At 67.3% G+C, this 22,796-nt stretch carries 22 protein-coding genes and 1 pseudogene; 16 read left to right on the top strand and 7 right to left on the bottom strand.

Annotation, left to right across the window (positions count from 1 at the left end):
• A pseudogene (locus ACG02S_RS09235) lies at positions 1-376 on the bottom strand (IS481 family transposase); the annotation flags it as partial.
• A 538-nt stretch (positions 377-914) separates the two neighbouring features.
• Between ACG02S_RS09235 and ACG02S_RS09240 the strand changes: the two are divergent.
• From ACG02S_RS09240 to ACG02S_RS09250, 3 genes are read left to right on the top strand one after another with little or no spacing between them, the layout of a single operon-like run.
• Complete coding sequence (locus tag ACG02S_RS09240) at positions 915-1,268, top strand: GntR family transcriptional regulator (RefSeq protein ID WP_394470162.1); 354 nt, start codon at positions 915-917, stop codon at positions 1,266-1,268.
• On the top strand, positions 1,265-2,134 hold the full coding sequence (locus tag ACG02S_RS09245; protein ID WP_394470163.1) for an ABC transporter ATP-binding protein: 870 nt from the start codon (positions 1,265-1,267) through the stop codon (positions 2,132-2,134). The genes ACG02S_RS09240 and ACG02S_RS09245 overlap by 4 nt, the downstream gene beginning before the upstream one ends.
• An 11-nt stretch (positions 2,135-2,145) precedes the next feature.
• On the top strand, positions 2,146-3,030 hold the full coding sequence (locus ACG02S_RS09250; protein ID WP_394470164.1) for a hypothetical protein: 885 nt from the start codon (positions 2,146-2,148) through the stop codon (positions 3,028-3,030).
• 74 nt (positions 3,031-3,104) lie between these two features.
• Here the strand turns inward: ACG02S_RS09250 and ACG02S_RS09255 are convergent, their stop codons facing one another.
• Positions 3,105-3,962 (bottom strand): ferritin family protein, encoded by an 858-nt coding sequence (locus tag ACG02S_RS09255; protein WP_394470165.1) that lies wholly within the window; start codon positions 3,960-3,962, stop codon positions 3,105-3,107.
• 479 nt (positions 3,963-4,441) lie between these two features.
• Positions 4,442-5,431 carry a magnesium/cobalt transporter CorA gene (corA, locus tag ACG02S_RS09260; RefSeq protein WP_394470166.1) on the bottom strand — a complete coding sequence of 330 codons (990 nt, stop codon included), beginning with the start codon at positions 5,429-5,431 and terminating at the stop codon, positions 4,442-4,444.
• 381 nt (positions 5,432-5,812) lie between these two features.
• On the opposite strand from corA, the gene hpf reads away from it, so the two are divergent.
• The 3 genes from hpf (at position 5,813) to hprK (ending at position 7,956) form a co-directional block, all read left to right on the top strand.
• Entirely contained in the window at positions 5,813-6,154 is a 342-nt protein-coding gene (gene hpf / locus ACG02S_RS09265) for a ribosome hibernation-promoting factor, HPF/YfiA family (protein ID WP_348009756.1), read from the top strand.
• A 241-nt stretch (positions 6,155-6,395) separates the two neighbouring features.
• Positions 6,396-6,866 (top strand): PTS sugar transporter subunit IIA, encoded by a 471-nt coding sequence (locus tag ACG02S_RS09270; protein WP_394470167.1) that lies wholly within the window; start codon positions 6,396-6,398, stop codon positions 6,864-6,866.
• A gap of 133 nt (positions 6,867-6,999) precedes the next feature.
• Entirely contained in the window at positions 7,000-7,956 is a 957-nt protein-coding gene (gene hprK / locus ACG02S_RS09275; RefSeq protein WP_394470168.1) for an HPr(Ser) kinase/phosphatase, read from the top strand.
• A 16-nt stretch (positions 7,957-7,972) separates the two neighbouring features.
• Here hprK and fur read toward each other — a convergent pair whose 3' ends face one another.
• Positions 7,973-8,419 (bottom strand): ferric iron uptake transcriptional regulator, encoded by a 447-nt coding sequence (fur, locus tag ACG02S_RS09280; protein ID WP_394470169.1) that lies wholly within the window; start codon positions 8,417-8,419, stop codon positions 7,973-7,975.
• 100 nt (positions 8,420-8,519) lie between these two features.
• Here fur and ACG02S_RS09285 point away from each other — a divergent pair, with 100 nt between their 5' ends.
• The 9 genes from ACG02S_RS09285 (at position 8,520) to ACG02S_RS09325 (ending at position 18,325) form a co-directional block, all read left to right on the top strand.
• The gene (locus ACG02S_RS09285; protein ID WP_394470170.1) at positions 8,520-9,092 is read left to right on the top strand and encodes an outer membrane protein assembly factor BamE; all 573 of its coding nucleotides are present in this window, start codon (positions 8,520-8,522) and stop codon (positions 9,090-9,092) included.
• Positions 9,092-9,829, top strand: a complete 738-nt coding sequence (gene dapB, locus ACG02S_RS09290; protein WP_394470171.1) for a 4-hydroxy-tetrahydrodipicolinate reductase — start codon at positions 9,092-9,094, stop codon at positions 9,827-9,829. The genes ACG02S_RS09285 and dapB overlap by 1 nt, the downstream gene beginning before the upstream one ends.
• A gap of 93 nt (positions 9,830-9,922) precedes the next feature.
• On the top strand, positions 9,923-10,561 hold the full coding sequence (locus ACG02S_RS09295; RefSeq protein ID WP_394470172.1) for a MotA/TolQ/ExbB proton channel family protein: 639 nt from the start codon (positions 9,923-9,925) through the stop codon (positions 10,559-10,561).
• Positions 10,561-10,986, top strand: coding sequence for an ExbD/TolR family protein (locus ACG02S_RS09300; RefSeq protein WP_394470173.1), 426 nt, complete (start codon positions 10,561-10,563; stop codon positions 10,984-10,986). Before ACG02S_RS09295 ends, ACG02S_RS09300 begins: the two co-directional genes overlap by 1 nt.
• Positions 10,987-11,026: 40 nt before the next feature.
• Positions 11,027-13,657 (top strand): leucine--tRNA ligase, encoded by a 2,631-nt coding sequence (gene leuS / locus ACG02S_RS09305; RefSeq protein ID WP_394470174.1) that lies wholly within the window; start codon positions 11,027-11,029, stop codon positions 13,655-13,657.
• Between the two features lie 4 nt (positions 13,658-13,661).
• On the top strand, positions 13,662-14,228 hold the full coding sequence (locus ACG02S_RS09310) for an LPS-assembly lipoprotein LptE (RefSeq protein WP_394470175.1): 567 nt from the start codon (positions 13,662-13,664) through the stop codon (positions 14,226-14,228).
• Complete coding sequence (gene holA / locus ACG02S_RS09315; protein WP_394470176.1) at positions 14,228-15,298, top strand: DNA polymerase III subunit delta; 1,071 nt, start codon at positions 14,228-14,230, stop codon at positions 15,296-15,298. The genes ACG02S_RS09310 and holA overlap by 1 nt, the downstream gene beginning before the upstream one ends.
• A gap of 39 nt (positions 15,299-15,337) precedes the next feature.
• Complete coding sequence (locus ACG02S_RS09320; RefSeq protein WP_394470177.1) at positions 15,338-15,925, top strand: methylamine utilization protein; 588 nt, start codon at positions 15,338-15,340, stop codon at positions 15,923-15,925.
• A gap of 6 nt (positions 15,926-15,931) precedes the next feature.
• Positions 15,932-18,325: a putative bifunctional diguanylate cyclase/phosphodiesterase gene (locus tag ACG02S_RS09325; protein WP_394470178.1), complete on the top strand. Its 2,394-nt coding sequence runs from the start codon at positions 15,932-15,934 to the stop codon at positions 18,323-18,325.
• 71 nt (positions 18,326-18,396) lie between these two features.
• Here the strand turns inward: ACG02S_RS09325 and ACG02S_RS09330 are convergent, their stop codons facing one another.
• Genes ACG02S_RS09330 through thiL form a run of 3 tightly spaced genes read right to left on the bottom strand, consistent with a single transcriptional unit; the run spans position 18,397 to position 20,361 of the window.
• A complete protein-coding gene (locus tag ACG02S_RS09330) occupies positions 18,397-18,894 on the bottom strand; it encodes a CinA family protein (RefSeq protein WP_394470179.1) in 498 nt (165 codons plus the stop codon).
• Between the two features lie 4 nt (positions 18,895-18,898).
• On the bottom strand, positions 18,899-19,426 hold the full coding sequence (locus tag ACG02S_RS09335) for a phosphatidylglycerophosphatase A family protein (protein ID WP_394470180.1): 528 nt from the start codon (positions 19,424-19,426) through the stop codon (positions 18,899-18,901).
• On the bottom strand, positions 19,423-20,361 hold the full coding sequence (gene thiL, locus ACG02S_RS09340) for a thiamine-phosphate kinase (protein WP_394470181.1): 939 nt from the start codon (positions 20,359-20,361) through the stop codon (positions 19,423-19,425). The genes ACG02S_RS09335 and thiL overlap by 4 nt, the downstream gene beginning before the upstream one ends.
• Before the next feature lie 97 nt (positions 20,362-20,458).
• Between thiL and ACG02S_RS09345 the strand changes: the two genes are divergently transcribed.
• The gene (locus ACG02S_RS09345; protein ID WP_394470707.1) at positions 20,459-22,756 is read left to right on the top strand and encodes an NADP-dependent malic enzyme; all 2,298 of its coding nucleotides are present in this window, start codon (positions 20,459-20,461) and stop codon (positions 22,754-22,756) included.
• Positions 22,757-22,796: the final 40 nt, after the last annotated feature.

Below are 22,796 nucleotides of genomic sequence, written 5' to 3' on the forward strand. Positions count from 1 at the left end.
CGCCAGCGGCCTCACGGGCTGCGGCTTGCAGCTCGCGCAGGCTGCCCACCCCGTGGCGTCGCAGGCACCGATCCAGCCCCGAGCGAGAGACGGCCGGGTTGATGAACTCACGCACTACCACCAAGAGATCGTCCAGTGGAATCAGCGTCAGGCGGCGCACCTCGGCCACGATGGCTTCTTGCCCCTCAGTCAGCGTGGTGCTGAGTTTGTGGGGCCGGTGCGAGCGGTCCTGCACGTCCTCCCGGTTCTTCCACTTCGACGCCGTGCTGCGGCTGATGTTGTAGCGTTCGGCCAGGGCCACCACGCCCAACTCGGAATCGCGAATCTCCATGCGGGTCAGAGGTGTGGTACGGGCTTGGGCGTGGACTCGGCTCATGCGACTTTGACGACCGACTGCTCGGCCTTGAGGGTTCGGATCAACTCCCGCAGCACGTCCCTGGCTTTGAACAAGGCCCAGCTGCGAGTGGGCACATGATCACATGAGACCCAACACCTAGCTATCGCTGTTTGAGGTGGCAGGAGGGGCCACTCTCAAGCCAGTGACAAACACTTGACCAGCCGCACCAGGAAGATCGGCCACCTGCCTGATCACGGGACGGCGCAGCGCTCGACTGCCGCGCCGAGAGCGATCTTGGTCGGCAAGTCTTCACCGGTGATCCTGGCTGATCGCCCTACAACTTCCGCCGTTTGGTCCGCAACGGCTCTGAGCGTCTGCGTCACAACAAGGCGCGTCAACGTCTTCGACGCGCATGGCAGTTCCAAGTTAAGCGCAAACAGTTCCAAGTTCTGCGCAAACCGACACCGACAATCGTGCAGCTCATCCCGCCAATTCAACGGTCTGTCGCGCCGCGCTAGGTCCGCCCCAGCCCCGGGAGATATGGTGTGCTACATCAGCAACACACCCCGGAGCGCCCATGACTCCCCCCTGGACCGACCAGGCACCGATCTACCAGCAGTTGGCCGACCGACTGGCCGTGCAACTTCTGGACGGCAGCCCCTCTGAAGGCGAGGCCCTGCCCTCGGTACGCGCGCTGGCAAGCCAATACGTCATCAACCCGCTGACCGTGACGCGGGCACTGCAGGCACTCAGCGACCACGGCCTCATCGAGACGCGCCGTGGGCTGGGCATGTTCGTTACGACAGGCGCGCGACAACGCCTGCTCAAACAGGAGCGCGAGCAGTTCCTGCAGAAGGATTGGCCCGCGCTGCGCGCCAAGCTCAAGCGGCTGGGGCTTACCGCCAAGGATCTGAACTGGGAGTCGACATGAACCTCATCGAAGTCAAGAACGTCTCGCTGCGCTACGGCAAGAAGACCGCGCTGAACGACGTCTCCGTCACGGTGCCCAAGGGCCGTGTCGTCGGGCTGCTGGGCCACAACGGCGCTGGCAAGACGTCGCTGATGAAGGCGCTGGTGGGCCTGCTACCGGTGCAAGGCGACATGACGGTGCTGGGCCTCAACCCGTGCCGCGACCGCCAGAAGCTGCTGGAGCAGTTGAGCTACATCCCCGACGTGGCGGTGCTGCCGCGCTGGGCTAAGGTGCATGAGCTGATCACGCTGATGAGCCAGCTGCAGCCCAAGTTCTCGGCCGAGCGCGCGCGCACATTGCTGAAGCGCACCAGCGTGAGCGAGAACGACAAGATCAAGAGCCTGTCCAAGGGCATGGTGGCGCAGACGCATCTGGCGCTGATCGCCGCCATCGACGCGAAGCTGATGATCCTGGACGAGCCGACGCTCGGGTTGGACGTGGTGTCGCGCAAGAGCTTCTACGAGATGCTGATCGACGAATGGTGCGACGGCGAGCGAAGCGTGCTGCTCTCGACGCACCAGGTCGAGGAGGTGGAGGTGCTGCTGAGCGACGTGATCATGCTGGACGAGGGGCGCGTGGCGCTGTCCATCAGCCTGGAGGACATCGACCGCCGCTTCGTCGCGCTGAACCACGATCCGGCCGCCGCCGAGGCGATGGCTGCCGCCCACCCGCTGCTGCGCTATCGCGAGCAGGGGCGCACGACGTCGCTGTTCGACGGCGCGCCGCCCGAGCATGTCGCCAGCCTGGGCCAGCGCGTGCGCCCCAGCCTGGTCGACCTTTTCATGGCGCTGACCCGCAACCCGGCGCTGAACAGCAAGCAAGCCTGAGGACAACTGCCATGAAGACACACATTCCGACTCTGCTGCAACGCGAATGGATGCAGCACAAGCGTGGTTGGCTGATCTCGGCGTTCGCACCGCCACTGCTGTTCCTCGCGGTGCTGCCGTTCGCGCAGTTCCAGGGCGGGAAGTTCACCAGCAACTGGAATCTGGACAGCCAAGAGTTGCAGTCGGCGCTCATCGTGCTGGCAAGCGCGATCACGGTCTACGTGATCGCCATGCTGGTGGCGCTGTTCCAGCTGCCAGGCCTGGCCCGCCGCGACACGCAGGATCGCTCGATCGAGTTCTGGCTGTCTTTGCCAGGCCGCCCCGGCGAGAGCGTGCTGGCCACGGTGCTGGCCCATGCCTGGCTGGCACCGCTGCTGTGCGCTGCGATCGGCGTCCTGCTCGGCATTCCCATCGCGATGGGCGTACTGAGCCGGATCAGCGGCGTCGACACGATCTTTGCCGTCAACTGGGGCGAAGCCTTGTTCATGACCTTGCCGATCCTGCTGCGCGGACTGGCTGGCACGGTGCCGCTGATGCTGTGGCTGTCGCCGCTGATTTTTGTGCTGATGGCCGCATCCAGCTGGCTCAAGCGCCTCGGCGTGCCGGTGGTGCTCGTGGGCGGCGGCGTGGCGGTGGCGGTGCTCGACAACGTCTATGGCATCCAGTGGCCTTGGCAAGCCTTGCAGGGCCTGAACGATCAGATCGGCCGCGCCATGATCCACGACGGCGCGAGCCTGGGCACTGCCATGCAGTCGGGCACCAACCTGATGGCCTGGGCGATGCAGGACCTCGGTGGCGCGCTGGCTGAACTGGCGTCACTGCAGTTCCTGGTCTGGGCGGCGATCGCTGTCGCTGCTTTCGCCCTGGTGGTGTTGAAGCGCTCGCGCGGCGGTTGATCCAGGCTCAGCGCTCAAAAGCAAATCGGGGCCTCTCTTGAGGCCCCGATTTGCTTTGGCAGATCAGCCAGCGATCACGCCGGCGCGCCCGCGGCCGGCGGCGTCAGCCGGGCCGCCATTTCCTTGCGGAAGCGGTTCAGCTCCTGCACGCTGGCGAAGCTGCGGTCCATCAGCAGGCTCATGTTGTGCAGGATGCGCTCGACGACCCGGTTCTCCCACACGGAATCGAACTGGATCTGCTTGTCCAGCCAGTGCTCCAGCCACTGAGGATCGGGCAGGCGGCTCTGGATGGTGTCGCGCGGGAACAGCGCGGCGTTGACGTGCAGGTTGGTAGGGTGCAGGGCCTGCGCGGTGCGCCGGGCGCTGGCCATCAGCACGCCGACCTTGGCGAAAGCAGCACGGGCCTCGTCACCGAACTTGACCATGGCACGCTTCATGTAGCGCAGGTAGGCGCCGCCATGGCGGGCCTCGTCGCGCGACAGGGTCTCGTAGATGGCCTTGATGACCGGCTCGGTGTGCCACTCGGCCGCGCGGCGGTACCAGTGGTTCAGCCGGATCTCGCCGCAGAAGTGCAGCATCAACGTCTCCAGCGCCGGCGCAGGATCGAAGTCGAAGCGCACCTCGTGCAGCTCGGCCTCGGTGGGCACCAGCTCAGGGCGGAAGCGCCTGAGGTATTCCATCAGCACCAGGCTGTGCTTTTGCTCCTCGAAGAACCAGACCGACATGAACGCCGAGAAGTCGCTGTCTTCGCGGTTGTCGCGCAGGAACATCTCGGTGGCCGGCAGGGCAGACCACTCGGTGATCGCGTTCATCTTGATGGTCTGGGCCTGCTCGTCGGTCAGCAGGCTGGCATCGAACTTGTCCCAGGGAATGTCCGTGTCCATGTTCCAGCGCACAGCCTCAAGTTGCTTGAACAGTTCGGGGTAAAGCATGGCAGATCCTCGTTTAGAGCCGGGATTCTAAAAGTTTGCGGCACCTGTCCATTTCTGCCTTCGCGCTGGCGTGCTTCGGGGCTGCTCAAGGCTGGCCGGCCCTCCGTTGCGGACACCATGGCGGCCCCCAAGGCCACTGTTTTCAATCGCCGTCAGCCGACCCGATGACAACGCCGGACACCCGCCATTGAGAACAACAATCGTCGCCAGAACTCGGGACAACCCCTTGGAACTTTGCGCCACGACCTCACTCTCAAGCTACACCGGTAAAAACCCGAGTCCACACCCGTTCACGACAACACCTCACCCGAATTCAGGCCGCTCAACCTCTCTGAGATCAGGGCAGAAATCCCGAAGCCGTTCTCCTCCTCCTCCCTCCCTCCCTCGTTGGCTTCGGGGCGTTCAGCGGCCACTTTTATTCAGGCAAAGGCCCGCGTCGATCACGACGCGGGCCTTCTTGCTGAAAGGGGTGCACAGGGCTACTTCAACCAGCCCTTGCGGCGGAAGTAGATGAACGGCGCCGCCACCGACACCAGCATCAGCCCCAGCGCGAACGGGTAGCCCCAGGCCTGTTCCAGCTCTGGCATGTTCTTGAAGTTCATGCCGTAGATGGACGCGATCAGAGTGGGCGGCAGCAGCGCAACGCTGGCCACGGAGAAGATCTTGATGATCTTGTTCTGGTTGATGTTGATGAAGCCGACCGTGGCGTCCATCAGGAAGTTGATCTTGTCGAACAGGAAGGCGGTGTGCGAGTCCAGCGAGTCGATGTCGCGCAGGATCTGGCGCGACTCCTCGAACTGCTCGGCGTTCAGCATGCGGCTGCGCATCATGAAGCTGACCGCGCGGCGCGTGTCCATCACGTTGCGGCGGATGCGGCCGTTCAAGTCTTCCTCACGGGCGATGGAGCCCAGCACCTCGCCGGCCTCGGCGTCGGTCACGTCGCTCTTCAGCACGCGGGCGCTGACGGCTTCGAGCTTGTCGTAGATGCCCTCCAGCACGTCGGCCGAGTACTCGGCGTCAGCGTCGTACAGCTTCAGCAGCACGTCCTTCGCATCCTCAATCAACGCCGGGATGCGCCGCGCCCGCAGTCGCAGCAGGCGGAAGACAGGCAGGTCCTCGTTGTGCACCGAGAACAGCACGTTGTTGAACAGGATGAACGCCACGCGCACGTTGCGCGCCGACTTGCCGTCGGGGCCGTCATCGCCCTCAATGAGGAAGTCGGAGCGGATGTGCAGCTCGCCGTTGTCTTCCTCGTAGAAGCGCGCCGACTCCTCCAGATCCTCGTCGACGATGTCCTCGGGGATGGTGAGGCCGAAGCGGTCGCGTATCCAGCCCTTCTCCTCGACGCTGGGGCTCTCCAGGTCCACCCATATCGGACGCGACTGGGCCAGATCCTCGGCGGTTTCGATCTCTTCCTGAAACAGACCGCCCTTCAGGCGCCCGTTATCCAGCGTGAATACGTTCAGCATGCATCGTCTCCAGCGGCGCTGGCAGGGGGACGACGGTGGCGCCGTCCGGGGTGGCGGGGTCAGGTCAACCGTCTCACTCCGGGCGGGTGGAGTGGACGGTCACCGAGGGTGATCGCTGTCCAAGAAGCTCTCCGAGGTCACGAATAGCCAACGATTATTGCATCGCGACAGGGTCTGAAAGAAGCAGCAAAAACGTGACCCGAAAGGACGCAAACCGTCACGGTCACCCCCTTGTCACGCGGGCCCTTCGCGCGCAAACTGGACTCGTCGATTTCCCCACTCCCATCCAACTCCGCTACCTGAAATTCCCTCCTGCTCTTTCCCGTTCTCAGTTCTTTCTAGGTTCTGTTTTTCCGACCCAACCCTCTGAAAGGAGGCTTTATGAATCTGACGATCAGTGGCCATCACCTCGAAGTCACGCCCGCTTTGCGCGAGTACGTTCTCACCAAGCTGGACCGTGTGACCCGCCACTTCGACCAGGTCGTTGACATCAACGTCCTGCTGACCGTTGAAAAGCAAAAGGAGAAGGACCGTCGCCAGCGCGCTGAGGTGACGCTGCACGTGAAGGGCCGCGACATCTTTGTCGAGCAGTCTCACGAAGACTTGTACGCCGCCATCGACCAGTTGATGGACAAGCTGGACCGTCAGGTCTGCCGTCACAAGGACAAGGTGCAAGACCACCACCATGCCTCGGCCAAGCGCCTCGAGGTACCCGCCCGCTGATTGACGCGGCACCGCAAAGCGGCCCGAGGGCCGCTTTTTGCTTTTTTGCGATGCGCAATCACTTGTTGCTGCAGTGCCGCAAAACCCCCTATTCCCGGTAAGCAGATGCTGATTTGCACGCCCAAGGGGCCAACCCGCCACCCCAAAACGGTCTGCAGTTCCATAATCCGGAGCTCTGATTGACCCACCCGCCCGGTGGCGGCCGCGCCCTCCAGCGCCCCCGACACTTGGCCTCAACCCAATGAATCGTCTCGCCGCCATCCTGCCCGCCGACAACGTGTTGGTGAATGTGGATGCGTCCAGCAAGAAGCGCGCTTTCGAACATGCGGGGCTGCTGTTCGAGAACCATCACCAGATGGCGCGCGCGCTGGTCACTGACAACCTGTTCGCACGCGAACGCCTCGGCTCGACCGGCCTGGGGCACGGCGTTGCGATCCCCCATGGCCGCGTCAAGGGGTTGAAGAATCCACTCGCCGCCGTGCTGCGGCTGGTGCAGCCCATCGGGTTCGACGCACCGGATGACGAACCGGTCAGCCTGCTGATCTTCCTGCTGGTGCCCGAGGCCGCCACACAGCGTCACCTGGAAATTCTGTCGGAGATCGCCGAGATGCTGTCCGACCGGGAGTTGCGCGAGCAACTGAAGACTGAAGCCGAGGCTGCCACGCTGCACAAGCTCATTGCGGCCTGGGAGCCGCTGAAGTCCGTCGCCTGATGCCGCCAATGGGCGCCTTGCGCAAACCCTTCATCAACAACAAGACATCAGCGGGTCGAGCGCCGGCCAGTCCCAAGCCGGCCCGCGATCCCCTCGGGGGATCGGTCGGCGCACCCGCCGGCCGAGGGGCTCCATGAAACCGACCTCGATCAGCGCCGAACGGCTCTTCGAAGAGCATCGCGAAGCCCTCCGCTGGGAGTGGATCGCTGGCCATGCCCACCCGGAGCGCCGTTTTGACGAGGCCGCCGTGCGCGACGCGCAGAGCGCGGCCGACCTGGTGGGCTACCTGAACTACATCCATCCCTACAGGGTGCAGATCGTGGGCCGCCGCGAGGTGGCCTACTTGAGCCAGGAAACCACCGACATCCAGGACCGCCGCATCTCGCGCATCGTCACGCTGGAGCCACCGGTCATCATCGTCGCGGACGACTCCGTGCCCCCGCCGCGCCTGATCGCGATGTGCGATCGCGCCGAGATCCCGCTGTTCCGCACCGCCGATTCGGCCGGCCACGTCATCGACCTGGTGCGCGGCTACCTGTCGCAGCTGTTTGCCAACCGCACGACGCGCCACGGCGTGTTCATGGACATCCTGGGCCTGGGTGTGCTGCTGACCGGCGAATCCGGCCTGGGCAAGAGCGAGCTGGGGCTGGAGCTGATCTCGCGGGGTCACGGACTGGTCGCTGACGACGCGGTGGACTTCTTTCGCATCGCCCAGACCGCCATCGAGGGTCGCTGCCCCGATCTGCTGCTGAACCTGCTGGAGGTGCGCGGCATCGGGCTGCTGGACATCAAGGCCATCTTTGGCGAGACCGCCGTGCGCCGCAAGATGCGCCTCAAGCTCATCGTGCACCTGGTGCGCAAAGAGACGATGGAGCGCGACTTCGAGCGCCTGCCCTACGAGCCGCTGCACGAGGACGTGCTGGGGATGCCGGTGCGCAAGGTCGTCATCGCCGTGGACGCCGGCCGCAACCTGGCCGTCCTGGTGGAGGCCGCCGTGCGCAACACCATCCTGCAGCTGCGCGGCATCGACACGTACAAGGAATTCGTCGAGCGCCACCAGCGCGCCATCGACAGCGGCGCCATCGACTGACGCCGGGCCTGACCGGTCAGCCCTTGTTGGGGCAGTCCGTCTTGATGCAGGTCGCGTACAGCGCCAGCGAATGCTCCTGCAGCTTGAAACCGCGCTCGCTGGCGATGCTGTGCTGGCGCTCCTCGATGCCGGGGTCGAAGAACTCCTCGACCTTGCCGCAGTTCAGGCACACCAGGTGGTCGTGGTGATGGCCTTCGTTGAGCTCGTAGACGGCCTTGCCGGTCTCGAAATGGTTGCGGCTCAGCAGGCCGGCCTGTTCGAACTGCTGCAGCACGCGGTAGATGGTCGCCAGGCCGATGTCGCCACCCTCGGTCAACAAGGCCTTGTAGACATCTTCGGCGGTCATGTGGCGCTGCGCCGAGCGCTGGAAGATCTCGAGGATCTTGATGCGCGGCAGCGTTGCCTTGAGGCCGCTGTTCTTGATGTCGCTGGACTGGTTCTTGTTGAAGGTCGTGGTAGGCATGGCGCTGTCCCGGAGCTGGGGAGGGGCCCCGCTAGAATCCGCCCGATCATAGCCAGCCGGCCTCCCGGCCGGCACCTCGCTCCCCTTCTGTAGCCGCCCCATGCGTTCCCTGCTTGCCTCTCTCCCGTTGCTCGCGCTGCTTGGCGGCTGCTCCTACCTGCCCACCTGGGCCCAGCTGCCGACCGTCACGGGCGACAAGGTGCTGGGCTTCGTGACGCCCTACCGCGTCGAGGTCGTGCAAGGCAACGTGCTGACCAAGGAGATGGTCGCCCGGGTCAAGCCCGGCATGCCCAAGGCGCAGGTGCGCGACCTGCTGGGCTCGCCGCTGCTGACCGACGTGTTCCACGAGTCGCGCTGGGACTACCCATTCACCATCCGCCGCCAGGGCGCGCCGGAGCAGCAGCGCTTGGTCATCGCGGAGTTCGATGGCGACAAGCTGAAGACGCTGACCGTGCCGGACGACCTGCCGACCGAGAACGAGTTCGTCGCCTCCATCAACACCTTCAAGCCCGACGGCAAGCAGCCCAAGCTGGAGTTGAGCGAAGCGGAACGCAACGCGCTGCCGCCGCCCAAGAAAAGCGCCGAGGCGGCGCCGACTGCGGCCGCCGAAGGCCCCGCGCCCGGCCGCACCTACCCGCCGCTTGACGCTGCGCCGGCCAAGACGGGCTCCTGATGCTGAAGGTCGCCATCACGGGCGCCTCGGGGCGCATGGGCAAGATGCTCATCGAGGCCATCCAGGCCGCCGACGACTGCACGCTGCACGTCACGCTGGACAAGGGCGACGACGTCCGCGCGGGCCTGGCCGGTGCCGACGTGCTGATCGACTTCACCCGCCCCGAGGCGACGCTGGAGCATCTGGCCGCCTGCGCCGAGCTGGGCGTGAAGGCCGTCGTGGGCACCACCGGTTTCGACGACGCGCAGAAGGCGCAATTGGCCCGTTTGGCCGAGCGCACGGCCATCGTGTTCGCGCCCAACATGAGCGTGGGTGTCAACGTGGTGCTGAAGCTGCTGGACATGGCGGCCCGCGCGCTGAACGAAGGCTACGACATCGAGATCGTCGAGGCCCACCACCGCATGAAGGTCGATGCGCCCAGCGGCACCGCGCTGCAGATGGGCCAGGTCGTCGCTGAGGCGCTGGGCCGTGACTTGAAGGCATGCGCCGTCTATGGCCGCGAAGGCGTCACCGGCGCGCGCGACCCGTCCACCATCGGCTTCGCCACCGTGCGCGGCGGCGACATCATCGGAGACCACACGGTCATGTTCGCCGGCATCGGCGAGCGCATCGAGGTCAGCCACAAGGCCACGAACCGCTCGATCTACGCGCAAGGCAGCCTGCGCTGCGCGCGCTTCCTGGCGGGCAAGCAGACCGGCCTGTTCGGCATGAACGACGTGCTGGGTTTCACCGCATGACCAGGCGGCAGCGGGCCGAGCGCCGGGCCGCCCCAAGCCGGCCCGCATCCCCTGGGGGGATCGGCCGGGGTACTCGCTGGACGAGGGGCTGACATGCCTGCGGACTTCTGGGCACAAAGCGATCTGGTCGGTCGCGCAGTCGCGTTGCTGCTGCTGGCCATGTCAGTCAGCGTCTGGGCCCTGATCCTGTGGAAGACCTGGCTGCTGCGCCGTGCCCGGAAGGGCGTCGCGCGCGCCGTGCCGGCGTTCTGGGCCGCTGCCGGCGTGGCCGAGGGCCGCAGCGCGCTGCAGAGTTTCGACACCGAGGCCGTGCTGCTGCCGCTGCTCGACGCCGCCACAGCGCAAACCCATGCGGCCACGCTGGACGCCGCCGGCAGGCGCGACTCGCGTCTGACCCGCCGCCTGCGCGACGCGCTGCACCTCGTGCTGGCCAAGCTGCAGTTCGGACAGGTGCTGCTGGCGTCCGTCGGCGCCACCGCGCCATTCGTGGGTCTGTTCGGCACCGTCTGGGGCATCTACCACGCGCTGGTCAGCATCTCGGCGGCCGGCAACATCACCATCGAGAAGATCTCCGGCCCGGTCGGCGAGGCGCTGATCATGACCGCCGCCGGCCTTGCCGTGGCCATCCCCGCCGTGCTGGCTTACAACGTCTTCGGCAAAATGGTGGCGGCCTGCGAGGCAGATCTCGAAGGCTTTGCGCATGACCTGCGCGAGCTGCTGGACCACGACTGATGGCATTCGGTCGGCTTGAACGGACCGACGCCGCTCGCCCCATGAGCGACATCAACATGACGCCGTTGATCGACGTGATGCTGGTGCTGCTGGTCATCTTCATGATCACCGCGCCGCTGATGACGGCCTCGCTGCGGCTGGACCTGCCCAAGAGCGAGGCGGCCACACCGAGCGACGCGCCCAGCTCGATCGCGGTGGCCATCACGCCGGATGGCAAGCTGCACCTGGACGACGACGTCCTGGCACCGGAAGCCTTCCAGCAGCGCATCAACGAACTGGGCCGCGCAAACCAGCAGATGGAAGTACAGCTGCGCGCCGACCGGGCAGTGCCGTACGGCCAAGTGGCCGAGCTGATCGGCTGGGTGCAGGCCGCCGGGCTGAACCGCATCGCGTTCGTCGCACAAGCCGCCGCTTCGGCGCCCTGAGCGACAGGTCGCGCTGAAGGCGCCACCTAGAATTCGGCGCATGAACGCCAAGACCGAAGCGCCCAGCTACAACCCGAACGAGATCGAAGCCGCTGCCCGTGCCTACTGGACGGAGCGCGACGCTTACCGCGTCACGGAAGACGCCAGCAAGCCGCACTTCTACGCCTGCTCCATGCTGCCCTACCCCTCGGGCAAGCTGCACATGGGCCATGTGCGCAACTACACCATCAACGACATGCTGGCCCGCCAGCTGCGCATGAAGGGCTACAACGTCCTCATGCCCATGGGCTGGGACGCCTTCGGCCTGCCGGCCGAGAACGCCGCGATGAAGGGCAAGGTTCCGCCCGCGCAGTGGACCTACTCCAACATCGCCCACATGAAGGGCCAGATGCAGGCCATGGGCCTGGCCATCGACTGGAGCCGTGAGGTCGCGACCTGCCAGCCCAGCTACTACAAGTGGAACCAGTGGCTGTTTCTGAAGATGCTGGAAAAGGGCATCGCCGAGCGCCGCACGCAGGTCGTCAACTGGGACCCGGTGGACCAGACGGTGCTGGCCAACGAGCAGGTCATCGACGGCCGCGGCTGGCGCTCGGGCGCGCTGGTCGAGAAGCGCGAGATCCCGGGCTACTACCTGAAGATCACGCAGTACGCCGAGGAGCTGCTCTCAGCCGTCGCTGATCCGGCTGACCCGAACTACCTGAGCGGCTGGCCCGAGCGCGTGCGGCTGATGCAGGAAAACTGGATCGGCAAGAGCCAGGGCGTGCGCTTCGCTTTCCCGCACACCATCGAAGGCGGCGGCGGCCGGCTGTGGGTGTTCACGACCCGCGCCGACACCATCATGGGCGTGACCTTCTGCGCCGTGGCGCCGGAGCATCCGCTGGCCACCCTCGCGGCCAAGGACAAACCCGAGGTCGCCCGCTTCATCGAGGAATGCAAGGCCGGCGGCACCACCGAGGCCGAGCTGGCGACGCAGGACAAGAAGGGCGTGCCGACTGGCCTGTTCGTCACGCACCCGATCACGGGCGCGCAGGTCGAGGTCTGGGTCGGCAACTACGTCCTGATGAGCTACGGCGACGGCGCCGTCATGGGCGTGCCGGCGCACGACGAGCGCGACTTCGCGTTCGCGCTGAAGTACCAGCTGCCGATCAAGCAGGTCATCGACGTCGACGGGCAGGCTTACGACGACAAGCAATGGGCCGAGTGGTACGGCGACAAGCAGAAGGCGCGCTGCATCAACTCCGGCGTGCTGGACGGCCTGGGCCATGTGGACGCTGTCAACAAGGTCGCCGATCTGCTGGCCGAGAAGGGCCTGGGCGAGAAGAAGACCACCTGGCGCCTGCGCGACTGGGGCATCAGCCGCCAGCGCTACTGGGGCACGCCGATCCCCATCATCCATTGCGACGACTGCGGCGTCGTGCCGGTCCCCGAGAAGGACCTGCCCGTCGTGCTGCCGGACGACCTGATCCCGGACGGCAGCGGCAACCCGCTGAACAAGCACGCGGCCTTCCTGAACGTCGCCTGCCCCAGCTGCGGCAAGCCCGCCAAGCGCGAAACGGACACGATGGACACGTTCGTCGACTCGTCCTGGTACTTCATGCGCTATTGCGACCCGACCAACGACCAGGCCATGGTCGCGGACGGCACGAAGTACTGGATGCCGATGAACCAATACATCGGCGGCATCGAGCACGCCATCCTGCACCTGCTGTACGCGCGCTTCTGGACCAAGGCGATGCGCGACCTCGGCCTGGTGACGATCAGCGAGCCGTTCGAGAAGCTGCTGACGCAGGGCATGGTCTTGAAGGGCGCGTTCTTCCACAAGCCTGAGGGCGGCGGCAAGGACTACTACTGGGACCACGAGATCGACGTCATCCACGACGACAAGGGCGGCATCGCCGGCGCCACGCTGAAGAAGGACGGCACGCGTCTCGAATACGAGATGACGACGATGTCCAAGTCCAAGAACAACGGCGTGGACCCGCAGGCGCTGATCGACCAGTACGGCGCCGACACGGCCCGCCTGTTCGTCATGTTCGCGTCGCCGCCGGAGCAGACCCTGGAGTGGAACGACGCCGCCGTCGAAGGTGCGCACCGCTTCCTGAAGCGCGTGTGGAACTTCGGCGCGCGCAACGCCGAGGCCATCAAGACCGGCGGCACCGACTACGCGACGCTGAACGGCGACGGCAAGGCGCTGCGCCGCGAGGTGCACAACGTGCTGAAGCAGGTCAGCTACGACTACGAGCGCATGCAGTACAACACCGTCGTCTCCGGTGCGATGAAGCTGCTGAACGCGCTGGAAGGCTTCAAGGCCGAAGGCCAGGCGGCAGCGATTCGTGACGGCTTCTCGGTGCTGCTGCGCGTGCTCTACCCCGCCACGCCGCACATCAGCCACACGCTGTGGCAAGACCTGGGCTTTGCCGCAGAACTGGGCGACCTGCTCGACGCGCCCTGGCCCACCGTGGACGAAGCCGCGCTGGTGCAGGACGAGATCGAGTTGATGCTGCAGGTCAACGGCAAGCTGCGCGGCTCGGTGAAGGTGCCGGCCGGCGCCGACAAGGCCGCCATCGAGGCTGCCGCACTGGCAAACCCGGAGTTCGCCAAGTTCAGCGAAGGCAAGGCGCCGAAGAAGGTCGTCATCGTGCCCGGTCGTCTCGTCAACATCGTCGTCTAAGACCATGAGCCCCCACGCTCGCTTTCGCTCGCTGCCCCCCGAGGGGGCGCCAGCCGCCTCGGGGCGGCCCAGCGCCGGCTGGATGCAACGCCGTCACCTCCTGTCGCTCGGTGCCGTTGCGCTCGCCGGCTGCGGCTTCGAACTGCGCCGTGAGCCCGAGCTCCCGTTCGGCACGCTGGCCCTGACCGGCTTCCCGCCGGACTCGCCGCTGGCTGCCGGGCTGAAGCGCCAGATCAAGCGCACACCCGTGCAGCTGCTGGAAGACCCGGCCCGCGCGCAGGTGGTGCTGGAAGCGCTCAACGAGCACCGAGACCGCTCGGTCGTCGCCTCCACCAGCGTGGGCCAGGTGCGTGAATGGCAGCTGAGGCTGCAGTTTGACTACCTGATCCGCAAGGCCGACGGCGAACTGCTGGCGCCCAAGGTCGAACTGCGCCTGTACCGCGACATGAACTACACCGAGACCAATGCGCTGGCCAAGGAGCAGGAAGCCGCCAACCTGTACGGCGCCATGCACTCCGACGCCGTCGCGCAAGTAATGCGGCGCCTGGCCGCGGTCAAGATCGCCAGCTGATGCAACTGCGCGCGGAAGGCCTCAGTGCCCATCTCGCCAAGGGCCTGGCCCGCATCTACACGGTGTACGGCGACGAGCCGCTGCTCGCGCAGGAAGCGGCCGACCAGATCCGCGCGGCGGCCCGCGTCCAGGGCTTCAGCGAGCGCCAGGTCTTCATCGTCAGCGGCGCCTACTTCGACTGGGGCCCTGTGCTGGCCGCCGCGCAGGCGATGAGCCTGTTCGCCGACCGGCAGTTCATCGAGATCCGCATCCCGAACGGCAAGCCCGGCAAGGACGGCTCCGAGGCGCTGCAGCGGTATGCCCAGGCCGCACCCGACGACGTGCTGACGCTCGTCACGTTGCCGCGCCTGGACAAGACGCAGCTGAGCAGCGCCTGGTTCACCGCGCTGGACGGCAGCGGCGTGTCCCTGCGCGTCGAGCCGGTCGAGCGCCGCGCGCTGCCGGCCTGGCTGGCGCAGCGGCTCAAGGCCCAGGGGCAATCAGTGCCCGAGGGCGAGGACGGCCAGAAGGCGCTGGCCTTCTTCGCCGACCGCGTGGAGGGCAACCTGCTGGCCGCGCACCAGGAGCTGCAAAAGCTCGCGCTGCTGCACCCCCCGGGCGAGCTGACGCTGGCGCAGATCGAGGCCGCCGTGCTGGACGTGGCGCGTTTCGACGTGTTCAAGCTCAGCGAGGCTGTGCTGTCGGGCAACGTGCCGCGGCTGCTGCGCATGCTGGACGGCCTGGAGGCCGAGGGCGAGGCGGCCGTGCTGGTGCACTGGAACCTGGCCGAGGACGCGCGCGCGCTGGCCCGCGTGCGCGGCGCGCTGGATGCCGGCCGGCCTCTGCCCATGGCAATGCGCGAGGCGCGCGTCTGGGGCGCCAAGGAGCGCCTCATCGAGCGCATCGCGCCGCGGCTGGACAGCAGCCAAGCGGGCGCGCTGGTGCAGGCGGCCCAGGTTTGCGACGGCCTCGTCAAGGGCCTGCGCCACCCGGACTGGCCCGGCGATCCCTGGGCAGCGCTGCGGCGCCTGGCATTGATGCTCGCCGAAACCGCCAGCGGCAGAAACGGGTCAGTTCTCACGGTCCGCTGAGGCCTGATCGGCTATCGTCGTGGCGGAAGTCCCGCCGCCATGCCTTCAGCCATCCGCCTCCTCACCGCCCTCACCGCTCTGGCCCCGGTGGCCGCTGCGGCTGTTCCTGTCACGGTGCAAATGCGCGGACCCGGCGGCCAGCCCGTGGCGAACGCCGCCGTGGCTGTCGAGGTGCGCGGCCGCACCGGCAAGACCGGCAGCGCCAAGGCCGAGATCGGACAGCGTGACCGGCAGTTCACGCCGCAGTTGCTGATCGTGCAGACGGGCACCGCCGTCAGCTTCCCGAACTTCGACACCGTGCGGCATCACGTCTACTCGTTCTCGCCGATCAAGGTCATCGATATCAAGCTCTACACCGGCACGCCGACCGAGCCTGTCGTGTTCGACAAGCCCGGCGTCGCCGCGTTGGGCTGCAACATCCACGACACGATGAGCGCCCACGTCGTGGTCGTCGACACACCGCTTTTCGCAGTGAGCGACACCAAGGGCCAGGCCACGTTCGACCTGCCGCCCGGCACGCACGCCGTGAAGGCCTGGCATGCCGGGCAGAAGACCCCCACCTTGCAGCGCCTGAAGCTGGAGGTGCCCGGCACCGGCGGCGCCGTCGCGCTGACCCTGGAGGAGTAGGCGCCGATGCGCTGGCCGGCCTGGCTGCACCTGAACCGCCTGCAAGGCCGCATCGTGGCCTTGTTTCTGGCCCTGCTGCTGGCCGTGCAGCTGGTCAGCTTCAGCGTCATCCGGGCCAGCATCACGCACAACGCGCAAGCCTCGCTGGCCGCCGATCTGCAGACCGGCGAGCGCGTGCTGCGCCGGCTGCTGGCCCAACAGTCCGGCAAGCTGCATGACGCCGCCGAGCTGCTGGCCAAGGACTACGGCTTTCGCGGCGCGGTGGGCCTGTCGCTGGCCGAGGCCGATGCGGTCGAGACCATCAAGGATGCGCTGGACAACCAGGGCGCCCGTATCGGCGCTTCGGTCGTCGCCTATTTCGACCAGCAGCTGACGCTCGTGGCCGCCACGCGGGACGGGGCGGCGGCCTTCGGCCCCGTGCTGCGGGATCTGTCCAGCCGCGGGGAAAGCACCGCGCTGGCCGTGCAGGGGCGGGAGGCCTACCAGTTGGTGGCCGTTCAGGTGCGCACGCCGGCACCAGTGGGTTGGGTCGTCATGGGCTTCGCGTTGAACCGCGAGGTGCTGGACGACCTCAAGGCCTTGTCCGACCTGGACAGCGTGTTGCTGCTGCAGCCGGCAGGCCGCCCGTGGCTGGACATCGTGGGCAACCTCAGCCCCGCATCCACGGCCGCGCTGAAGACCGACCTGGGCGCCGAGCCACCGGCCGATGGCGTGCTGGAGCTGGCCGGCGAGCGCATGCGCGCCCGTTTTGTCGCGCTGCCCGTGGGCGAGCAGCGGCTGGGCGTGCTGTTGCTGCGCTCGCTGGACGCCGCGCTGGCCCCGTACCGCCAGCTGCAGCTCATCCTGCTGGGGCTGACGCTGCTGGGCGTGGGCGTCTTCGCGCTGGTCAGCGTGCTGCTGGCGCGCGGCATCAGCGGGCCCATCACCAGCCTGTCGGCCTCGGCGCGCCGGCTGGAGGCGGGTGACTACGAAACCCCCGTCCCCGCGGCGTCGGATCTGGCCGAGGTGGGCGAGCTGGCGGTGGCGCTGGAGGGCATGCGCGAAGGCATCCGCCGCCGCGATGCGCTGGTCAACAACCTGGCCTACGTGGATCCGTTGACGCAATTGCCCAACCGCGCGCGCTTCGCGCAGGTGCTGCAGCTGCACATGGACCGCACCCACACGCCGGCGGCCGTGCTGATGCTGGACCTGGACCGCTTCAAGCGCGTCAACGACGTGCAGGGCCACGACGTGGGCGACCGCCTGCTGCAGGCCGTGGCGCTGCGGCTGCAGCAACTGTGCGAGCCCATGCAGTCGGTGCCGGCGCGACTGTCCGGCGACGAGTTTGCGCTGTTGCTGCCGCAGGCGGACGCGCGCACCGCCAGCGAGGTCGCGTTGGTCATCCTGAAGGACTTTGAACGCCCTCTTCAGATTGATGACGTGACCATCGACCTGGGCGCCGGCATCGGCATTGCGCTGTTTCCGGAGCATGGTCAGGAGGTCAACACGCTGCTGGGCCGCGCCGAACTGGCCATGTACGCGTCCAAGAGCCGCCAGTGCGGCAGCCTGATCTATCACGCGCAGCTGGACCCCGGCAGCCAGGTGTCGCTGTCACTGCTATCGGACCTGCGCCATGCCATCAAGCATGAAGAGTTGCGCCTGTACCTGCAACCAAAGATCGACCTGCAGTGGGGCCGCGTGGTGGGCGCCGAAGCACTGGTGCGCTGGCAGCATCCGACGCGCGGCCTGGTACCGCCGATGCAGTTCATCCCGTTCGTCGAGCAGACCAGTTTCATACGCAAGATCACCGCATGGGTGCTGGAGAGGGCAGCACAGTTCGCACGCGAGGCCCGCGATGCTGGCCTGAACCTGAGGCTGTCGGTCAACCTGTCCACGCGCGACCTGATGGACCAGGACCTGCCGGGCAAGATCGAGGCACTGCTGGCGCCGCTGCAGGTGCCGCCGGCGTCGCTGTGCCTGGAGATCACCGAGAGCGCCATCATGGACGACCCCGCGCGCGCGCTGTCCACACTGGAGCACCTGCACGCGATGGGTTTCAAGTTGTCCATCGACGACTTCGGCACCGGCTACTCGTCGCTGGCCTACCTGAAGCGGCTGCCGGTGGACGAGCTGAAGATCGACAAGAGCTTCGTCATGGCGATGGAGCGCGACCTGGACGATGCGCGCATCGTGCGCTCCACCATTGAGCTGGCGCACAACCTGGGCCTGAGCGTCGTCGCCGAAGGCGTGGAAACGGCCAAGGCCTGGGGCCTGCTGTCGCGCCTGGGCTGCGACGAGGGCCAGGGCTACTTCATCGCCAAGCCCATGCCGCAGGACGAGTTCATCCTGTGGGCGCGCAACTGGCAGCCGCCGGAGGCGGAGGCGCTGATGGCCGAGAGCGTGATGGCCAAACTCGGCTGAGGTGCCCTCGCCCGACGGGCCGGCTTGGGGCGCGGCCCAGCGCTCGGCCCGCAATGCCAAATGCCGCTGCGTCAGTTGTCGCGGTCTTCGAGGGCTTCACACAGCGCGTTGAGCGCCGCCGTCACGGTCTGCACGCGCACCGCATGGCGATCACCGCCGAAGTTCTCGCGCCACACCTGCGCCGGCCGGCCGGCGTGCACCAGCGCCAGCCACACTGTGCCCACCGGCTTAGCCTCGCTGCCGCCCGTGGGCCCGGCCACGCCGGTGACGGCCAGGGCCCAGTCGATGGGCGCATGCGCCAGCAGGCCGCGCGCCATGTGTTCCGCCACCTCGCCGCTGACGGCACCATGCAATGCGATGAGCCCCTTGGGCACGCCCAGCAGCTCGGCCTTGGCCTCGTTGCTGTAGCTGACGACGCCGCGCTCGAACCAGGCACTGGAGCCCGACAGGCTGGTGCACGCCGCGGCAATGAGGCCACCCGTGCAGCTCTCGGCCGTGCCCATGCGCTCGCGGCGGCGGATCAGCGCGACGGCGATGCGGTCGATCAGGGCGTCGGCGTCGGAAAACATGGCATCACCCCATCAGGAAGCGGTACAGCGCGATGACGGCAAGCGTACAGCCGGCCGCGACGAAATCGTCGATCAGGATGCCCAGCCCCTGCCGCCAGCCGACGGCCACCCCGCGCTCGGCCTTGAAGAGCCGGTCGGCCCAGCCCACCGGCCCCGGCTTGGCCGCGTCGAAGAAGCGGAACAGGCCAAACGCAATGGCCTGGCCGACGAACGACGCCGGCGCAATCAGCCACAGCACCACCCAGAACGCCAGCACCTCGTCCCAGACGATGGATCCCGGGTCCGGCGTTTTCATGTGCTGCGCACAGCGCGTGCAGGCCCACCAGCCCACCACCGTGCCGATGCCGATCAGCAGCGCCCAGGCCGCATCGCTCATCCACGGCGACAGCACGGCGAACGCTGCCCACGCCCACAACGTACCGACCGTGCCCGGCGCGCGCGGCGCCAAGCCGCTACCGAAGCCAAGCGCAATCCAGCGCGCCGGGTGCCGGGCCATGAAGGCCAGCGTCGGCCGGACCGGTGCGCCGGTCATGCCGCAAAATGGTCGAAGCTGCGCAGGCCATGCGCGACCGCCGTGCCTCGCGCGTCGACCACGCGCAGCCCCGGGTCGGCCTCGATGACGCCGATGCGCGTCAGCGCCACGCCCACGTCCGGCAACGCGGCACCGCGCGGCGCCGTGAAGACCAGTTCGTAGTCGTCGCCGCCCGCCAACCCGCATTCACGCTGCAGCGCCTGCGGTTGCGCGGCCAGCACGGCGCTGCGCGGCAGCGCGTCCACCTCCACACGGGCGCCCACGCCCGACGCCGACAGGATGTGCCCCAGATCGCCCAGCAAACCGTCGGAGACGTCGACCGCCGCCGTCGCGATGCCACGCAACGCCTGGCCCAGCGCGACGCGCGGCGTCGGGCATTCCATCGCGGCGCGCACCACCTCAAAGCCATCGCCCGCCAGCGCCACCGTGCCGCGGAAAACTTCCAGCGCGAGCCGCGCATCGCCCAGCCGGCCCGACACCCAGATCTCGTCGCCCACGCGCGCACCGCTGCGCAGCAAGGCCTGCCCCGGCGGCGCTTCGCCGAAGACGGTGATGCAGATGTTCAGCGGGCCCTGCGTCGTGTCGCCGCCGATCAGCGGGCAGCCGTGCGCATCGGCCAGCGCCAGCAGCCCGCGCGAGAAGCCGGCCAGCCAGGCCTCGTCCGCGCGCGGCAGCGCCAGCGCCAACGTGAAGCCGCGCGGTGTCGCGCCACACGCCGCCAGATCGCTGAGATTGACAGCCAGCGCCTTGTGGCCCAGCCGTGCCGCATCGACCGTGGACAGGAAGTGCCGGCCCTCCACCAGCATGTCGCTGGAGACCAGCCAGCGCGCGCCGGGCGTCGGCACCAGCACGGCGCAGTCGTCGCCCACGCCCACCTCGACGCCGGCCACGGCGGGGCGCTGGAAGTAGCGCCTGATCAGATCGAATTCACCCATGGAAGGTATTCTCGATGCGCATGACCGGGGGACAGCTTTGACAGCTTGCGGTGGCATGATTCCCACCCCGCCGGCCGGCCTTAGCTTGTTCCACGTCATGAAGAGCCCCGAAGAAAAACGCGCCCAACTCCGCCAGGCCGCTCTCGAATATCACGAGTTCCCGACGCCCGGCAAGATCGCCATCGCGGCGACCAAGTCACTGGTCAACCAGCGCGACCTGGCGCTGGCCTACTCGCCCGGCGTGGCTGCGGCTTGCGAGGAGATCGTCGCCGACCCGGCCAACGCGTTCCGCTACACGTCGCGCGGCAACCTTGTCGCCGTGGTCTCCAATGGCACGGCCGTGCTGGGCCTGGGCAACATCGGCCCACTGGCCTCCAAGCCGGTCATGGAAGGCAAGGGCGTGCTGTTCAAGAAGTTCGCCGGCATCGACGTCTTCGACCTCGAAGTCGATCAGAACGATCTGGACAAGCTGGTCGACTGCATCGCCGCGCTGGAGCCCACCTTCGGCGGCATCAACCTCGAAGACATCAAGGCGCCGGACTGCTTCTACGTCGAGCGCGAGTTGCGCAAGCGCATGAAGATCCCCGTCTTTCACGACGACCAGCACGGCACGGCCATCGTCGTGGGCGCGGCCTTCCTGAATGGCCTGAAAGTGGTCGGCAAGAGCATCACCGACGTCAAGCTGGTCACTTCGGGCGCCGGTGCCGCCGCACTCGCTTGCCTGGGCCTGCTGGTCAAGCTCGGCCTGCCGCGCGAGAACATCTTCGTGACCGACCTGGCAGGCGTCGTCTACGAAGGCCGCACCGAGCTGATGGACCCGGACAAGGCCGAGTACGCCCAGCAGACCGACGCGCGCACACTGCGCGAAGTCATTCAGGGCGCCGACGTGTTCCTGGGCCTGTCCGCCGGCGGCGTGCTGAAGGCCGACATGGTCGCGACGATGGCCGCCAAGCCGCTGATCTTCGCGCTGGCCAACCCGACGCCAGAGATCCTGCCGGAAGAGGTGCAGGCGGTGCGCAGCGACGCCATCATGGCCACCGGCCGCACGGACTACCCGAACCAGGTCAACAACGTCCTGTGCTTCCCGTACATCTTCCGCGGCGCGCTGGACTCGGGCGCGACGACGATCAACGTCGAGATGGAGATCGCCGCTGTCCACGCCATTGCAGATCTGGCGCAGGCTGAACTGAGCGAAGTGGTCGCCGCCGCCTACGTCGGCGCGACGCTGAGCTTCGGTCCCGAGTACCTGATCCCCAAGCCCTTCGACCCGCGGCTGATGATGCGCATCGCGCCCGCCGTGGCCAAGGCCGCCGAGGACTCCGGCGTCGCCGCGCGGCCCATCCAGGACTGGGACGCCTACCGCGAGAAGCTGCAGAGCTTCGTCTACGCGTCGGGCAACACGATGAAGCCGATCTTCTCTGCGGCCAAGCGGGCGCCGAACAAGCGCATCGCCTACGCCGAGGGCGAGGAGGAACGCGTGCTGCGCGCGGCGCAGGTCGTGGTCGACGAGAACCTGGCCCGCCCGACACTGGTAGGCCGCCCGGCCGTCATCGCCGAACGCTGTGAGCGCTTTGGCCTGCGCCTGCAGCAGGGCCGCGACTATGACGTCGTCAACGTCGAGCACGACGACCGCTACCGCGACTACTGGCAGACCTACCTGCGCATGACCGAGCGCAAGGGCGTCACTCAGCAGCTCGCCAAGATCGAGATGCGCCGCCGCCTGACGCTGATCAGCGCGATGCTGCTGCACAAGGGCGAGGTCGACGGCATGCTGTGCGGCACCTGGGGCACCACGGCCACGCACCTGGCCTATATCGACCAGGTCATCGGCAAGCGCGCCGGCGTCAAGACCTACGCCTGCATGAACGGCCTGATCCTGCCCGGCCGCCAGGTCATGCTCGTCGACACCCACGTCAACTACGACCCCGACGCCGAGCAGCTCGCCGAGATCACCATCATGGCCGCGCAGGAGATGTGCCGCTTCGGCCTGACGCCGAAGGCCGCGCTGCTGTCGCACAGCAACTTCGGCACCAGCGACAAACCCTCGGCCGTGAAGATGCGCGACACGCTGGCGCTGCTGCAGCAACTGGCGCCGTGGCTGGAGGTGGACGGCGAGATGCACGGCGACACCGCGCTGGACGCCGGCTACCGCAAGCAGCTGATGCCGCACAGCCCGCTGACCGGCGAGGCGAACCTGCTGGTGCTGCCCAACATCGATGCCGCCAACATCTCCTACAACCTGCTGAAAACGGCGGCCGGCGGCGGCATCGCTATCGGCCCGGTGCTGCTGGGCGCCGCCAAGCCGGTGCATGTGCTGACGCCGTCTGCCACGGTGCGGCGCATCGTCAACATGACCGCCCTGACCGTCGCCGACGCCAACGCGGCACGCCCCTGAGCCACGGGAAAGCGCCCCGACCCTCCCAATTGACAGAAGT

It is taken from the genome of Pelomonas dachongensis, assembly GCF_043555865.1.
In the GTDB taxonomy this organism is placed as follows: domain Bacteria; phylum Pseudomonadota; class Gammaproteobacteria; order Burkholderiales; family Burkholderiaceae_C; genus Pelomonas; species Pelomonas dachongensis.